Below are 15,849 nucleotides of genomic sequence, written 5' to 3' on the forward strand. Positions count from 1 at the left end.
GACGATGGACGATCTGAAGATTTTTATCGGCGGCCAGTGGCGACACGGCGGAGGTAACCCGATGCAGAGCCACTTCCCGGCAGACGGGTCGATCAATGCGACGCTGAACGCCGCCAGTCTGGATGACCTGGAGGAGGCGGTAGACGCCGGAGAGCGCGCCTGGCGCGATCCAGCCTGGCGTAACAGCCTGCCGCACGTGCGGGCGAAGATCCTGCACAAGGTGGCGGATCTTATTGAATCCCGTGTGGATGAACTGGCGCAGATGCAGAGCCGGGATAACGGCAAGCCGCTGGCGGAAGCGTGCGGGCTGGTGATGAGCGCGGCGGGAACGGCGCGCTACTTTGCCGCCGCCTGCGAGCTGCTGGAAGGGGAACTTCCGACACCGCGCCAGCCGGATCTGCTGACGCTGAGCCGCTACGAGCCCCTTGGCGTGGTAGCGGCCATCACGCCGTGGAACTCGCCGATTGCCAGCGAAATGCAGAAGGTCGCACCGGCGATTGCCGCCGGGAACGCGGTGATCCTCAAGCCCGCCGAAGCCACGCCGCTGATGGCGCTGGAGCTGGCGCGGATTTTTGAACAGGCCGGGCTGCCCGCCGGGCTGCTGAGCGTGCTGCCGGGCAAAGGCTCGGTGATTGGTGATGCGCTGGCGCGTCATCCTCGCATGCGCAAAATTTCCTTTACCGGCGGAACCACTACGGGCCGTCATCTGGCGCACGTGGCGGCGGAAAAACTGATCCCGGCCTCGCTGGAGCTGGGCGGCAAATCGCCGACCATCGTGCTGGAGGATGCCGATATCGAACAGGCGGCGCGCGGGATCTGCTACGGCATTTTCAGCTCGGCGGGGCAGGCGTGCATCGCCGGATCGCGGCTGTTTATCCACGAGAGTATTTACGCCCCGCTGATGGCGAGGCTGCTGGAATTAACTCGCGGGCTGCGCGTCGGGCATCCGTTTACCGACGGCGTGCATGTAGGACCGCTGATCGGCGAGAAACATCGCCAGAGCGTGATCGAGTACGTCGAACTTGCGAAGCGGGAAGGGGGCCGCGTGCTGTGCGGCGGCGAGATCCCCGCCGATCCCGCTCTGGCAAACGGCAGCTTTTTCCAGCCAACCATTATCGAAGGGCTAAACAACAGCGCTCGCGCCTGTCAGGAGGAGATCTTCGGCCCGGTGCTGGTGGCGATGCCGTTTGGCGATGAAGCGGCGTTGATCAGCGAGGCGAACGACTCGGTTTACGGCCTGGCGGCGGGGATCTGGACGCGCGATACCGGGCGCGCCCTGCGTCTCAGCGAGCAGCTGGAGGCAGGCACGGTGTGGATCAACACCTACAAAGTTTTTGCGATTTCGACCCCGTTCGGGGGCTTTAAAGAGAGCGGTCTGGGCCGCGAGAAGGGTATCCAGGGGCTGAAAGCCTGGATGCAACAAAAGAGCATTTATCTGGCGACGGGTAACAGCGTCAACCACTGGTGCGACTGAGAAAGGGTGAGCAATGAGCGAAATGATAACCGTCGGCGACGCCATCGCCAGAACGCTGGAGCAGTATCAGGTTGAGGCCATCTACGGCGTCATCTCCATTCACAACCTGCCGATAGCGGATGCGGTTGGGCAGCGGGGCAATATCCGCTTTGTACCCGCGCGCGGTGAAGCCGGTTCCGTCACCATGGCCGATGCTCACGGGCGCTTTTCCGGCCTCGGCGTGGCGCTGACCAGCACCGGCGCGGGGGCCGGGAACGCGGTAGGCGCGCTGGTGGAAGCGATGAATGCCTGCACGCCGCTGCTGCATTTAACCGGGCAGGTAGAGAAAGCCTGGCTGGACGCCGACACCGGGTTTATCCATGAAACCCGCGATCAGCTGACCTTCCTGAAGGCCAGCTCAAAACGGGCGTACCGTATCAGCAATGCGAATCAGGCGATAGCCATTCTGCATAAAGCCATCCAGGACGCGCAGACCCCGCCGTGCGGACCGGTTTCGGTGGAAATCCCGATTGATATTCAGGGCGCCAAAATTCCGCTGTCGCTGGTAACCGCCCCGGTCAAACCGGCATCGGTTCCAGCCGTGGATACCGGGATGGTTGACGCGCTGTGGGCGCAGCTCAAACAGGCGAAACAGCCGCTGCTGTGGCTGGGCGGCGGGGCGCTGGGAAGCGCTGAGGCGGTGAAAAAACTGGCGGATGCGGGCATCACCGTGATTTCCAGCACCCACGCGCGCGGCGTGCTGCCGGACGACCACCGCGCCAGCCTGCGGGCGTTCCACAACTCGCCGTCGGTGGAGGCGCTGATTGCGCAGTGTGATTTTACGCTGGTCGCCGGTTCACGTCTGCGCAGCAACGAAACCCGCTCCTGGACGCTTGAGCTGCCGTCCCCGCGCGTGCAGATTGATATCGACCCGGCGGCAGCCAGCCGTAACTACCTGATGGATAGCACGTTGATAGCCGATTGTTCCGCGGTGCTTGGCGCGCTGGCTGAAAAAGTGCAGGGCCGCGAGTGGGGCAACGCCCAGTGGGATATGCAGGTGCAGCAGGCGGTCGGGCAAGCTGAGCAGGGGCTGCGCGAGCAGTGCGGCGCCTATGCGAAGCTTAACGACGCCATAGAAAAAGCCCTGCCGAAAGACGGCCTGCTGGTGCGCGATATCACCGTGTCCGGCAGCCTGTGGGGTAGCCGTCTGTTCAGGGCTAACGGTCCGCTGCTGAACATTCACTCTCTCGCCGGGGCGATTGGTATGGGACTGCCGATGGCCATCGGCACCGCGATTGCCAACCCGCAGCGCAGGGTGGTGGGACTGGTGGGCGACGGCGGCCTGAGCCTCAATTTAGGCGAGCTGGCGACGCTGGCGCAGGAGAAAGCCAACGTGACGCTGCTCATCATGAACGACGGGGGCTACGGCGTAATGCGCGGTATTCAGGATAAATATTTTGGCGGGCGTCAGTATTATAACGAACTGCATACACCGGACTTTACCCTGCTGGCGCAGGCGATTGGCCTACAGGCCTGGAGCGTTGAGCGGGCTGAGGACTTTGATGCGGTGATGACGGAAGCGCTGGCGATGCCGGGGCCGTCGGTGGTGGAAGTGCGGATGGGGCAGATTGGCGCCCTTAAGTTTGCCGGGCCGCCACAGAAAACGCTGTACTGATTGAGCCTTGTTGCCCGGTAGCGCGGCGCGCACCGGGCCGAAGTTTTATTTAATTCCGTCTGCCGCCATGCGGTCACGGATATGCTGCGCGCGTTCAACGGAGGCCGGGTGATCGTCAAACATGGAGCTTTGACGGCCTTCCTCCAGTTTCGCCAGTTTTTCGAAGCTGGTGGCTAAACCCGATGGATTGATGCCGCGTTTGCGCAACAGATCGTAAGAGTAGTCATCCGCTTCCGACTCCTGACGCTGGGAGAACTGGGAGTTAACCAGTTTCTCACCCACGTCGCCCAGCTGCGACTGGGACAGGCTGCCGACAATGCCGCCCGCAGAGGCCGCCGCAGCACGCACGGCATTGGTGCCCAGCGCAACCTGCATCCCTTTCTTCACGTGACCGAGAGCAACGTGACCCATTTCATGGCCGATCACCGCTTCCACTTCGTTGTCGTTCATCATGTCCATCAGGCCGCTGTAAACGCGGATACAGCCGTTAGCCATCGCGAAGGCGTTGACGTCTTTCGCCATATACACCTTGTAGTTCACCGGCTGACCGTTAATGTTGTCGCCCAGCGCGGAAGCAATCTTGTTCAGACGCTGCGTGTAGGTGCTGTTTGCCGGGGCAAGCGTAGCTTTTCCATCCATATCCTTACAGGCCTCGTCGCTCAGCGCTTTCACCTGCGCATCGCTCAATGAGTAGGCCTGAAAAGCTTCTGCGCCTGAGGTCATCAGGCCGTTAGAATCCATATTCTGACAGCCGCTTAGCAGGAGCGTTGTTCCCACAGCCAGCCCAATTGCACGCATTTTCATGATGTTGCTTCCGTACTCGTTAATCTGAATTAATTCCGAAAAATGCACCGTCAACAAAGCCGGTGTCGGGCTAAGTATAAGGAATATCTACAGGGGCGGGCGAGTAGATTGCGCAACATGCGAGCATGATCCAGAGATTTCTTAAGCTGCAAAAGAATGGTCCATGTACATGCCCTGCGGCTTGGGTTACATTGTTGGCACTTTTTTCCGGCGTAGCCCAAAACGCGCTGTCGTCAAGGGCATGGCCTTTAACAGTCCGATCTGGAGTTAAAATGTCCTCACGTAAAGAGCTTGCTAATGCTATTCGTGCGCTGAGCATGGACGCAGTACAGAAAGCCAAATCCGGCCACCCGGGCGCCCCTATGGGCATGGCTGACATCGCCGAAGTCCTGTGGCGTGATTTCCTTAACCACAACCCGCAGAACCCGGCATGGGCAGACCGCGACCGTTTCGTGCTGTCTAACGGCCATGGCTCTATGCTGATCTACAGCCTGCTGCACCTCACTGGCTACGATCTGCCAATCGAAGAGCTGAAAAACTTCCGTCAGCTGCACTCCAAAACTCCAGGTCACCCGGAAGTGGGCTACACCGCTGGCGTTGAAACCACTACCGGTCCGCTGGGGCAGGGCATTGCGAATGCCGTGGGTATGGCGATTGCTGAGAAGACCCTGGCGGCACAGTTCAACCGTCCTGGCCACGACATCGTTGACCACTTCACCTATGCGTTCCTGGGCGACGGCTGCATGATGGAAGGCATTTCTCACGAAGTGTGCTCCCTGGCAGGCACCCTGAAGCTGGGTAAACTGGTTGCGTTCTACGACGACAACGGCATCTCCATCGACGGTCACGTTGAAGGCTGGTTCACTGACGACACCGCCGCACGTTTCGAAGCCTACGGCTGGCACGTTGTGCGGGGCGTTGATGGCCACGATGCTGACTCGATTAAACGTGCCGTAGAAGAAGCGCGCGCCGTGACCGACAAACCGTCCCTGCTGATGTGCAAAACCATCATCGGCTTCGGTTCTCCGAACAAAGCGGGCACTCACGACTCCCACGGCGCACCACTGGGCGACGCGGAAATCGCACTGACCCGTGAAGCGCTTGGCTGGAAACACCCTGCCTTCGAAATCCCATCTGAAATCTACGCGCAGTGGGATGCGAAAGAAGTGGGCCAGGCGAAAGAAGCAGCCTGGAACGAGAAGTTCGCGGCTTACGCGAAAGCCTTCCCACAGGAAGCGGCTGAATTCACCCGTCGTATGAAAGGCGACATGCCGTCTGACTTCGACGCGAAAGCGAACGAGTTCATTGCGAAGTTGCAGGCGAACCCGTCTAAAATCGCCAGCCGTAAAGCGTCTCAGAATGCGATCGAAGCGTTTGGTCCTCTGCTTCCAGAATTCCTCGGCGGCTCCGCTGACCTGGCGCCATCTAACCTGACCCTGTGGTCTGGCTCTAAGCCAATCAACGAAGACACTGCCGGTAACTACATCCATTATGGTGTACGTGAATTCGGTATGACTGCGATTGCCAACGGTATCGCTCTACACGGTGGTTTCCTGCCGTACACCTCTACCTTCCTGATGTTCGTAGAATATGCACGTAACGCCGTGCGTATGGCCGCGCTGATGAAACAGCGTCAGGTGATGGTCTACACCCACGACTCCATCGGTCTGGGCGAAGATGGTCCAACTCACCAGCCGGTAGAGCAGGTGGCTTCCCTGCGCGTGACCCCGAACATGAGCACATGGCGTCCATGTGACCAGGTTGAATCTGCGGTGGCGTGGAAATACGGCGTTGAGCGTCAGGACGGCCCGACCGCGTTGATCCTCTCCCGTCAGAACCTGGCGCAGCAGGAACGTACCCCAGAGCAGCTGGCAAACATCGCCCGCGGTGGTTACGTGCTGAAAGATTGCGCAGGCCAGCCTGAGCTGATCTTCATCGCGACCGGTTCTGAAGTTGAACTGGCCGTTGCCGCATGGGAAAAACTGACTGCCGAAGGCGTGAAAGCGCGTGTGGTTTCTATGCCATCTACCGATGCGTTCGACAAGCAGGATGCCGCATACCGCGAATCCGTACTGCCTAAAGCTGTCTCCGCTCGCGTGGCAGTGGAAGCGGGTATCGCTGACTACTGGTTCAAATACGTTGGCCTGAACGGCGCTATCGTCGGTATGACCACGTTTGGTGAGTCTGCACCAGCTGAACAGCTGTTTGAAGAGTTCGGCTTCACCGTTGAGAACGTTGTCGCTAAGGCGAAAGAACTGCTGTAATTGCCGTTTTGCCCGGTGGCGCTAACGCTTACCGGGCCTACAAATGGCATAAAATGTAGGCCGGGTAAGCGTTAGCGCCGCCCGGCTTTCTTGTATGCACGATTCCTCAGACATGTAACTGCTCTGTAAATTATTCCACCGAAAATGTGATGCAAGTCATATAGCTCGCTTATTCATCTGGACAGAGATTCCTTTTATTCCCCGATTCGCTTATTCTTGCTGAAGCGTTTCAGTCGATTAAATGTTCGACAATTGACCAATCAATCGCAGTTTGTGACAGCAAGGATTCCCCTTCGGGCGTCGCTGGATTACTCTTTCAGCCACCTCAAACTCAGGGATAGCTTTGCAGGAGATCTATGACCGTACGCGTAGCGATTAATGGCTTCGGTCGCATCGGGCGCAACGTGGTTCGTGCTTTATATGAATCCGGGCGTCGTGCGGAAATCACCGTGGTGGCAATCAATGAACTGGCGGATGCTGCGGGCATGGTGCATTTATTGAAATATGACACCAGCCACGGTCGCTTTGCCTGGGACGTTCGCCAGGAAAGGGAACAGCTGTTCGTCGGTGACGATGCCATCCGCGTGCTGCATGAGAACAGTATTGAAGAGCTGCCCTGGCGCGAACTGGGTGTGGATGTGGTGCTGGACTGTACCGGCGTGTACGGTAACCGTGAACATGGCGAAGCGCATCTGAATGCTGGCGCGAAAAAAGTGCTGTTCTCCCATCCCGGCAGTCACGACCTCGACGCCACCGTCGTGTTTGGTGTCAACCAGCACGAGCTGCAGGCTGAACACCGCATTGTCTCCAACGCCTCCTGTACCACCAACTGCATTATTCCGGTCATTAAACTGTTAGACGATGCGTATGGCATTGAATCCGGTACCGTGACCACGATTCACTCCGCCATGCACGATCAGCAGGTTATCGACGCCTACCATCCGGATTTACGACGCACTCGCGCGGCGAGCCAGTCCATCATTCCGGTGGATACGAAACTGGCTGCCGGGATCACGCGTATTTTCCCGCAGTTTAACGACCGTTTCGAAGCGATTGCCGTGCGCGTCCCGACGATAAACGTCACCGCAATCGATCTTAGCGTGACGGTGAAAAAACCGGTAAAAGCCTGTGAAGTCAACCTGTTGCTGCAAAAAGCGGCACAGGGAGCATTTCATGGTATAGTTGACTATACGGAATTACCGTTGGTCTCAGTAGATTTTAACCACGACCCGCACAGCGCCATCGTGGATGGCACGCAGACGCGAGTCAGTGGTGCGCACCTCATCAAGACGCTGGTCTGGTGTGATAACGAATGGGGCTTTGCTAACCGAATGCTCGACACCACGTTAGCCATGGCCGCAAAAGGTTTCAGGTAGAGCGCACCTTGCGCTTGCAAAACTTTAAGAATCAACGAGAGGATTCACCATGTCTGTAATTAAGATGACCGATCTGGATCTGGCAGGTAAACGCGTTTTCATCCGTGCCGATCTGAACGTACCGGTTAAAGATGGCAAAGTGACCAGCGACGCGCGTATCCGTGCATCTCTGCCAACCATTGAACTGGCTCTGAAGCAGGGCGCTAAAGTGATGGTCACCTCCCACCTGGGCCGTCCAACTGAAGGCGAGTACAACGAAGAGTTCTCTCTGCTGCCGGTTGTTAATTACCTGAAAGACAAACTGTCCAGCCCGGTTCGCCTGGTGAAAGATTACCTGGACGGCGTGGAAGTTGCTGAAGGTGAGCTGGTTGTTCTGGAAAACGTTCGCTTCAACAAAGGCGAAAAGAAAGACGACGAAACCCTGTCCAAAAAATACGCTGCGCTGTGCGACGTATTCGTGATGGATGCATTCGGTACGGCTCACCGTGCGCAGGCTTCTACCCACGGTATCGGTAAATTCGCAGACGTCGCCTGTGCAGGTCCACTGCTGGCTGACGAACTGGAAGCGCTGGGTAAAGCACTGAAAGAACCTGCTCGTCCGATGGTCGCTATCGTTGGTGGTTCTAAAGTTTCTACCAAACTGACCGTTCTGGATTCCCTGTCCAAAATCGCTGACCAGCTGATCGTTGGCGGTGGTATCGCGAACACCTTCGTTGCTGCGCAAGGCCACAACGTGGGTAAATCCCTTTACGAAGCGGATCTGGTTGACGAAGCCAAACGCCTGCTGAGCACCTGTGATATCCCGGTTCCAACTGACGTTCGCGTGGCGACCGAGTTCTCCGAAACTGCTACCGCAACCCTTAAATCTGTTAATGACATCAAAGATGAAGAGCAGATTCTGGACCTGGGCGACGTTTCTGCACAGAAACTGGCTGAAATCCTGAAAAACGCAAAAACTATCCTGTGGAACGGTCCTGTCGGCGTGTTCGAATTCCCGAACTTCCGCAAAGGGACTGAAATCGTGGCTAACGCTATCGCAGACAGCGAAGCGTTCTCTATCGCAGGCGGTGGTGACACCCTGGCAGCTATCGACCTGTTCGGTATCGCTGACAAGATCTCCTACATCTCCACTGGTGGCGGCGCATTCCTCGAATTCGTGGAAGGCAAAGTCCTGCCAGCAGTAGCAATGCTCGAAGAGCGCGCTAAGAAGTAAGCCATTCAGGGGCAGGGAAACCTGCCCAATTTTCAGCGCGCTTATCAGAGCTCGCACCTTTTCTAACGGCCGAAGATACAGGACTAAGCAACATGTCTAAAATTTTTGATTTCGTAAAACCTGGCGTTATCACTGGTGATGACGTACAGAAAGTGTTCCAGGTAGCTAAAGAAAACAACTTCGCTCTGCCAGCAGTTAACTGCGTAGGTACCGACTCCATCAATGCCGTACTGGAAACCGCTGCAAAAGTTAAAGCACCGGTTATCGTTCAGTTCTCTAACGGCGGCGCTGCGTTCATCGCAGGTAAAGGCGTGAAAACTGACGTTCCTCAGGGCGCTGCTATCCTGGGTGCTATCTCTGGCGCACATCATGTTCACCAGATGGCTGAGCACTACGGTGTTCCGGTTATCCTGCACACTGACCACTGCGCGAAAAAACTGCTGCCATGGATCGACGGTCTGCTGGACGCAGGTGAAAAACACTTCGCAGCAACCGGTAAGCCACTGTTCTCTTCTCACATGATCGACCTGTCCGAAGAGTCTCTGGAAGAAAACATCGAGATCTGCTCTAAGTACCTGGCGCGTATGTCCAAAATGGGCATGACCCTGGAAATCGAACTGGGTTGCACCGGCGGTGAAGAAGACGGTGTGGACAACAGCCACATGGACGCTTCTGCTCTGTACACTCAGCCAGAAGACGTTGATTACGCTTACACCGAGCTGAGCAAAATCAGCCCACGCTTCACCATCGCAGCATCCTTCGGTAACGTGCATGGCGTGTACAAGCCAGGTAACGTGGTTCTGACCCCGACCATCCTGCGTGATTCTCAGGAATATGTGTCTAAGAAACACAACCTGCCGCACAACAGCCTGAACTTCGTCTTCCACGGCGGTTCCGGTTCTTCTGCTCAGGAAATCAAAGATTCCGTAAGCTACGGCGTAGTGAAAATGAACATCGATACCGACACCCAGTGGGCAACCTGGGACGGTATCCTGCAATACTACAAAACCAACGAAGCTTACCTGCAAGGTCAGCTGGGCAACCCGAAAGGCGAAGACCAGCCGAACAAGAAATACTACGATCCACGCGTATGGCTGCGCGCTGCCCAGACTTCTATGATTACTCGTCTGGAGCAGGCTTTCAAAGAACTGAACGCGGTTGACGTTCTGTAATTTGAACTGCTGACAGCACATCAGAAGGCCCGCAAATGCGGGCCTTTTTTTATGCTTTTTCAATATCCTGCAATACCTGATTTTGTGATCTGTTTGGCATTACCCGCTCTTTTTGTTTACCCTTTACTGACCTGCCTGTCCCCTTAAGGGATAGATTTTGTGTTTTGGTTTAGCAAAAGGAAGAATAAATGGAACAACTTGATGTTGTAGACAGCATCAATCACGCGGGTAACTGGCTGGTGCGCAACCAGGCGCTACTGCTGAGCTACGCTGTGAATATTGTTGCCGCTATTGCCATCATCATTGTCGGGATGATCGTGGCGCGTATCGTATCGAACGCGGTCAACCGGGTGATGGTTGCACGTCACATTGACGCCACGGTCGCCGATTTCCTCTCCGCGCTGGTGCGTTACGGCATCATCGCCTTTACGCTGATTGCGGCGCTGGGGCGTGTCGGCGTGCAGACGGCATCCGTCATCGCTGTGCTCGGTGCTGCCGGTCTGGCCATTGGTCTGGCATTACAGGGTTCGCTGTCGAACCTGGCGGCGGGCGTACTGCTGGTAACCTTCCGTCCGTTCCGTTCCGGTGAATACGTGGATTTAGGCGGGATCGCGGGTACCGTGTTGCAGGTACAGATTTTCTCTACCACTCTGCGTACTGTCGACGGTCGTATTGTGGTGGTACCGAACGGGAAAATCATTGCCGGCAATATCATTAACTTCTCCCGCGAGCCGGTGCGTCGTAACGAGCTGATCATCAGCGTGGCGTACGATTCCGATATCGATCAGGTGAAGTCTCTGATTACCAACATCATTGCTTCAGATGACCGTATTCTGAAGGACCGCGAGCAGACCGTTCGTCTGAATGAACTGGGCGCATCATCCATTAATTTTGTGGTGCGCATCTGGAGCAAAAGCAGCGATCTGCAAAACGTTTACTGGGATGTGCTGGAGCGCATTAAGCGTGACTTCGATGCCAACGGCATCAGCTTCCCGTACCCGCAGATGGATGTAAACGTCAAAAAAGTCAAAGAAGCAGAGTAACGTCTCCGTAGGCCCGGTAAGCATCAGCGACACCGGGCTTTTCTTTTATTAGCCTCGCTAATCCCCAATTAATATTATCCATTTCCTCTAATGTCGTTCCCGCAGTATAGTCTGCCCCAGGACAACTCTGCGAGAATTACGTTATGTTATCTTACTATTTTCAAGGGCTTGCGTTAGGTGCGGCCATGATCCTTCCCCTTGGTCCACAAAATGCGTTCGTGATGAATCAGGGCATCCGCCGTCAGTACCATCTGATGATTGCCTTGCTGTGCGCGGTGAGCGATCTGCTGCTGATTTGCGCCGGGATTTTTGGCGGCAGCGCCCTGTTGATGCAGTCGCCGTGGCTGCTGGCGCTGGTTACCTGGGGCGGCGTAGCGTTTTTGCTGTGGTACGGGTTTGGCGCCCTGAAAACGGCCATGAGCAGCAATCTTGAGCTGGCGAGCGCCGAAGTGATGAAGCAAGGGCGCTGGAAGATTATCGTCACCATGCTCGCCGTGACATGGCTTAACCCGCACGTTTATCTTGATACGTTCGTGGTGCTCGGCAGCCTGGGTGGACAGCTGGACGTTGAGCCTAAACGCTGGTTTGCGCTCGGTACGGTCAGCGCCTCCTTCCTCTGGTTCTTTGGTCTTGCGATCCTGGCGGCGTGGCTGGCGCCACGACTGCGTACCGCCAAAGCGCAGCGCATTATCAATACCCTGGTGGGGCTGGTGATGTGGTTTATTGCCTTCCAGCTGGCGAAAGAGGGCATTCATCACGTACAGGGATTGTTCAACTAAGCGTTGTCTTATGGACATCTGAACAAGACCCGCTAAGCTTGCTGGCATGAGCCCTGTTAACAGGGCACTCTTCGCAACATGGAGGAATGACAGTGAAGTTTAAGGTGATGGCCCTGGCGGCATTAGTAAGTTTAGGTGCGGTGTCGGTGCAGGCGAATGAACTGCCAAACGGCCCGCACATTGTCACTTCAGGTACGGCAAGCGTGGATGCGGTACCGGATGTTGCAACCCTGGCAATTGAAGTGAACGTGGCGGCGAAAGATGCTGCTTCCGCCAAGAAACAGGCAGACGATCGTGTTGCGCAATACCTCTCTTTCCTAGAACAGAACGGTGTCGCGAAAAAAGACATCAGCTCTGCGAACCTGCGTACTCAACCGGATTACGATTACCAGAACGGCAAAAGCATCCTGAAAGGCTATCGCGCCGTGCGTACTGTAGAAGTGACCGTGCGCCAGCTTGATAAGCTCAACGGATTGCTGGATGGTGCGCTGAAGGCAGGGCTGAACGAAATTCGCTCCGTCTCGCTGGGCGTTGCGCAACCGGAGAAGTATAAAGACGAAGCGCGTAAAGCGGCGATTGATGATGCCATTCATCAGGCGCAGCAGCTGGCATCCGGCTTCAAGAGCAAGCTCGGTCCGGTTTACAGCGTGCGTTACCACGTCTCAAACTACCAGCCAAGCCCGATGGTGCGGATGATGAAAGCGGACGCCGCGCCGGTTTCTGCTCAGGAAACCTACGAGCAGCCAACCATTCAGTTCGACGATCAGGTTGATGTGGTGTTCCAGCTGGAGCCGACTGAAAAGCCAGCTCAGTAACCCGTAGGCCGGGTGAGGCGAAGCCGCCACCCGGCTTGTTTTTCAATCCTGTCTTAACACCTTATGCCCAAACGCCAGCAGCGCGTCGGTGACGTTGCGCATCATGCGGCTTTCAGGCGCAAAACGGTGCCAGTACAGCATCCGGCGCTGATACAGCCCCGGAGTTAAATCAATCAGCTCACCGCTTTTCAACTCTTTCTCAATCTGCAGATGCGGGATCATGCAGCAGGTGGTTCCCTGACGTGCAAGCTGCACGAAGGCTTCGGACGAGTTAACGATATGACACGGCACGCTGCCCGGCGGCAGATCGAAGTTTTGCTGCAGGAAGGCCTGATGCATATCGTCCAGATGGTCGAACGCGACGGCAGGCGCTTTCAGCAGCGCGGCGCGGGTCACACCGTTCGGGAAATAGCGCTCGGCAAAGGCTTTTGAACCGACGAAGAGGTAATCCAGCGCGCCCAACTGATCCACCAGACAGCTTGGCAGCGCCTGAGGCTGAATACTGACGGCACCAACCACTTCGCCGCGACGCAGACGTTCCTGGGTGCGGGTTTCATCTTCAACCTGGAGATTCAGGCGGATAGGGGAGTCGGCCAGCACCGGCGCAAGGGCCGGCAGCAGCCAGGTTGCCAGACTGTCGGCGTTCACCGCCAGCGACAGCAGCAGCGGCGTGGAGCCGGTCTGTTCATCGCCCAGCCACTCGTCTTCCAGCAGTTCAACCTGACGTAGCAGGGCGAGGAGCTTTTGTCCTTGCTCCGTTGGACGCGGCGGTACGGTACGCACCAGCAGCGGCTGCCCGAACATGTTTTCAAGTTGTTTGATACGCTGTGATACGGCGGACTGGGTGATACACAGCTTTTGCGCCGCGCGCTCAAAACCGCGTTCACGAATAACTGCATCAAGTGCCTGTAGTGTTCTGTAGTCCGGACGTTTCATTGCTCTGGCTGACTCCTTAATTTTGCTTAATCTGCACTATGACACAATTTTCCCTTCGTGGCAGACGAAATCCATTCGACGTGTTCTATAATGCGCCCTGAGTTTTCACACCACAGGCAAAACGATCATGACGCAGGATGAACTGAAAAAAGCAGTAGGATGGGCCGCTCTCCAGTACGTACAGCCGGGTACCATTGTCGGTGTTGGTACGGGATCGACGGCGGCGCACTTTATCGATGCGCTGGGCACGATGAAGGGGCAAATCGAGGGCGCGGTTTCGAGCTCCGATGCTTCCACGGAAAAGCTGAAAAGCCTCGGCATCACTGTTTTCGACCTCAACGAAGTGGACCGTCTGGGCATTTACGTTGATGGCGCGGATGAAATCAACGGCCACATGCAGATGATCAAAGGCGGTGGCGCGGCGCTGACCCGCGAAAAAATCATTGCCTCCGTGGCGGATAAGTTCATCTGCATCGCGGACGCCTCCAAGCAGGTCGACATTCTGGGGAGTTTCCCGCTGCCGGTCGAAGTGATCCCGATGGCGCGCAGTGCCGTGGCACGTCAACTGGTGAAGCTGGGTGGTCGTCCGGAATACCGTCAGGGTGTGGTGACCGACAACGGCAACGTGATCCTCGACGTTCACGGCCTTGAGATCCTCGATGCCATTGCGCTGGAAAATGCGATCAACGGCATTCCGGGCGTCGTTACAGTAGGGTTATTTGCCAACCGTGGCGCGGACGTGGCGCTGATCGGCACGGCTGACGGTGTAAAAACCATCGTAAAATGATCTGACGGGGGGAGCGCTCCCCCCGCTAAAAAATTTTGAAAAGCTAAATTCGGTGACTTGTGTCACGTTTTTCCGCCTCTTTTGCCGATCCTTCCGCGTTTGTAAATTTCCATAGCATTTTCCTCTGTCATTTTGCTCTGTATGACTTTTCTTCAGAGTGCCGACGCAAACGTTCATATTGCTGCAATAGTTTTTTTTGATATGTTGGCTGCACGGGATTTATATCCAGCACAACATCAGTTCAGATAAAAACAGGGTCGGGTAAATGGCAAAGGTATCACTGGAGAAAGACAAGATTAAATTCCTGCTGGTTGAAGGCGTGCACCAGAAAGCGCTCGATAGCCTTCGCGCTGCAGGTTACACCAACATCGAATTTCACAAAGGCGCGCTGGATACTGAAGAGCTGAAAGCGTCCATCCGTGATGCCCATTTCATTGGCCTGCGATCCCGTACCCAACTGACTGAAGACGTTATTGCTGCGGCGGAAAAGCTGGTGGCGATTGGCTGTTTCTGTATCGGTACCAATCAGGTTGATCTGAATGCCGCCGCAAAACGCGGTATCCCGGTTTTTAACGCCCCGTTCTCCAACACCCGTTCCGTGGCGGAGCTTGTGATTGGCGAGCTGCTGCTACTCCTTCGCGGTATTCCGGAAGCTAACGCCAAAGCGCACCGTGGCGTGTGGAATAAGCTGGCCGCGGGCTCCTACGAAGCGCGTGGTAAAAAACTCGGGATTATTGGTTACGGCCACATCGGTACGCAGCTCGGTATTCTGGCGGAATCCCTTGGCATGCACGTGTTTTTCTACGATATCGAAAACAAACTGCCGCTGGGTAACGCGACGCAGGTGCAGCATCTTTCTGACCTGCTGAACATGAGCGACGTGGTCAGCCTGCACGTGCCGGAAAATGCGTCCACAAAAAACATGATGGGAGCGGAAGAGCTGGCGCTGATGAAGCCGGGCTCACTGCTGATCAACGCCGCGCGCGGTACAGTGGTCGATATTCCTGCGCTGTGCGATGCGCTGAAGCGTAAGCATCTGGCTGGTGCGGCGATTGACGTGTTCCCGACGGAACCGGCCACCAACAGCGATCCGTTCACCTCTCCACTGTGCGAGTTCGACAACGTGATCCTGACGCCGCACATCGGCGGTTCTACTCAGGAAGCGCAGGAGAATATCGGCCTGGAAGTGGCGGGCAAGCTGAGCAAATATTCCGACAACGGTTCAACGCTCTCTGCGGTGAACTTCCCGGAAGTGTCTCTGCCGCTACACGGCGGGCGTCGTCTGCTGCACATTCACGAAAACCGTCCGGGCGTGCTGACTGCTATCAACCAGATCTTTGCCGAACAGGGCGTCAACATTGCCGCGCAGTATCTGCAAACGAACGCGCAGATGGGTTATGTGGTGATTGATATTGAAGCGGATGAAGACATTGCCGAGAAAGCATTGCAGAGCATGAAGGCCATTCCGGGGACGATTCGCGCGCGTCTGCTGTACTGATAGTGCGGTCTGTGGTGTCGGGTGGCGCTTACGC

At 56.3% G+C, this 15,849-nt stretch carries 13 protein-coding genes; 11 read left to right on the plus strand and 2 right to left on the minus strand.

The window, feature by feature from the left end; all coding sequences use genetic code 11:
• Nucleotides 1-4 precede the first annotated feature (4 nt).
• Together CKK19_RS01175 and CKK19_RS01180 are read left to right on the plus strand one after the other, a co-directional pair.
• Nucleotides 5-1,474 (plus strand): aldehyde dehydrogenase, encoded by a 1,470-nt coding sequence (locus tag CKK19_RS01175; protein WP_063853794.1) that lies wholly within the window; start codon nt 5-7, stop codon nt 1,472-1,474.
• Between the two features lie 13 nt (nt 1,475-1,487).
• Entirely contained in the window at nt 1,488-3,128 is a 1,641-nt protein-coding gene (locus tag CKK19_RS01180) for a thiamine pyrophosphate-binding protein (protein ID WP_063853795.1), read from the plus strand.
• A gap of 45 nt (nt 3,129-3,173) precedes the next feature.
• On the opposite strand, the gene CKK19_RS01185 is transcribed toward CKK19_RS01180, so the two are convergent.
• The gene (locus tag CKK19_RS01185) at nt 3,174-3,932 is read right to left on the minus strand and encodes a M48 family metallopeptidase (RefSeq protein WP_063853796.1); all 759 of its coding nucleotides are present in this window, start codon (nt 3,930-3,932) and stop codon (nt 3,174-3,176) included.
• A 272-nt stretch (nt 3,933-4,204) separates the two neighbouring features.
• Here CKK19_RS01185 and tkt point away from each other — a divergent pair, with 272 nt between their 5' ends.
• The 7 genes from tkt to CKK19_RS01220 all read left to right on the plus strand — a co-directional run bounded on the left by tkt (nt 4,205) and on the right by CKK19_RS01220 (nt 12,594).
• On the plus strand, nt 4,205-6,196 hold the full coding sequence (gene tkt, locus CKK19_RS01190; protein WP_041908344.1) for a transketolase: 1,992 nt from the start codon (nt 4,205-4,207) through the stop codon (nt 6,194-6,196).
• Between the two features lie 356 nt (nt 6,197-6,552).
• Nucleotides 6,553-7,572, plus strand: a complete 1,020-nt coding sequence (gene epd, locus CKK19_RS01195) for an erythrose-4-phosphate dehydrogenase (RefSeq protein ID WP_063853797.1) — start codon at nt 6,553-6,555, stop codon at nt 7,570-7,572.
• Nucleotides 7,573-7,621: 49 nt separating this feature from the next.
• The gene (gene pgk / locus CKK19_RS01200) at nt 7,622-8,785 is read left to right on the plus strand and encodes a phosphoglycerate kinase (protein WP_015571809.1); all 1,164 of its coding nucleotides are present in this window, start codon (nt 7,622-7,624) and stop codon (nt 8,783-8,785) included.
• A 92-nt stretch (nt 8,786-8,877) separates the two neighbouring features.
• On the plus strand, nt 8,878-9,957 hold the full coding sequence (gene fbaA / locus CKK19_RS01205; RefSeq protein ID WP_017692704.1) for a class II fructose-bisphosphate aldolase: 1,080 nt from the start codon (nt 8,878-8,880) through the stop codon (nt 9,955-9,957).
• Between the two features lie 188 nt (nt 9,958-10,145).
• Nucleotides 10,146-11,000 (plus strand): small-conductance mechanosensitive channel MscS, encoded by an 855-nt coding sequence (locus CKK19_RS01210; protein WP_022649325.1) that lies wholly within the window; start codon nt 10,146-10,148, stop codon nt 10,998-11,000.
• A gap of 143 nt (nt 11,001-11,143) precedes the next feature.
• Nucleotides 11,144-11,779 carry an arginine exporter ArgO gene (argO, locus tag CKK19_RS01215; protein ID WP_003860085.1) on the plus strand — a complete coding sequence of 212 codons (636 nt, stop codon included), beginning with the start codon at nt 11,144-11,146 and terminating at the stop codon, nt 11,777-11,779.
• A gap of 92 nt (nt 11,780-11,871) precedes the next feature.
• Nucleotides 11,872-12,594, plus strand: coding sequence for an oxidative stress defense protein (locus CKK19_RS01220; protein WP_022649323.1), 723 nt, complete (start codon nt 11,872-11,874; stop codon nt 12,592-12,594).
• A 42-nt stretch (nt 12,595-12,636) separates the two neighbouring features.
• Here CKK19_RS01220 and argP read toward each other — a convergent pair whose 3' ends face one another.
• A complete protein-coding gene (gene argP, locus CKK19_RS01225) occupies nt 12,637-13,530 on the minus strand; it encodes a DNA-binding transcriptional regulator ArgP (RefSeq protein ID WP_003860089.1) in 894 nt (297 codons plus the stop codon).
• 127 nt (nt 13,531-13,657) lie between these two features.
• Here argP and rpiA point away from each other — a divergent pair, with 127 nt between their 5' ends.
• Both rpiA and serA read left to right on the plus strand, forming a co-directional pair.
• Nucleotides 13,658-14,317, plus strand: coding sequence for a ribose-5-phosphate isomerase RpiA (gene rpiA, locus CKK19_RS01230; RefSeq protein ID WP_022649322.1), 660 nt, complete (start codon nt 13,658-13,660; stop codon nt 14,315-14,317).
• A gap of 265 nt (nt 14,318-14,582) precedes the next feature.
• Nucleotides 14,583-15,815: a phosphoglycerate dehydrogenase gene (gene serA, locus CKK19_RS01235; protein WP_022649321.1), complete on the plus strand. Its 1,233-nt coding sequence runs from the start codon at nt 14,583-14,585 to the stop codon at nt 15,813-15,815.
• Nucleotides 15,816-15,849 lie beyond the last annotated feature (34 nt).

Source organism: Enterobacter sp. CCUG 70166, assembly GCF_020224095.1.
GTDB lineage: Bacteria > Pseudomonadota > Gammaproteobacteria > Enterobacterales > Enterobacteriaceae > Enterobacter > Enterobacter intestinihominis.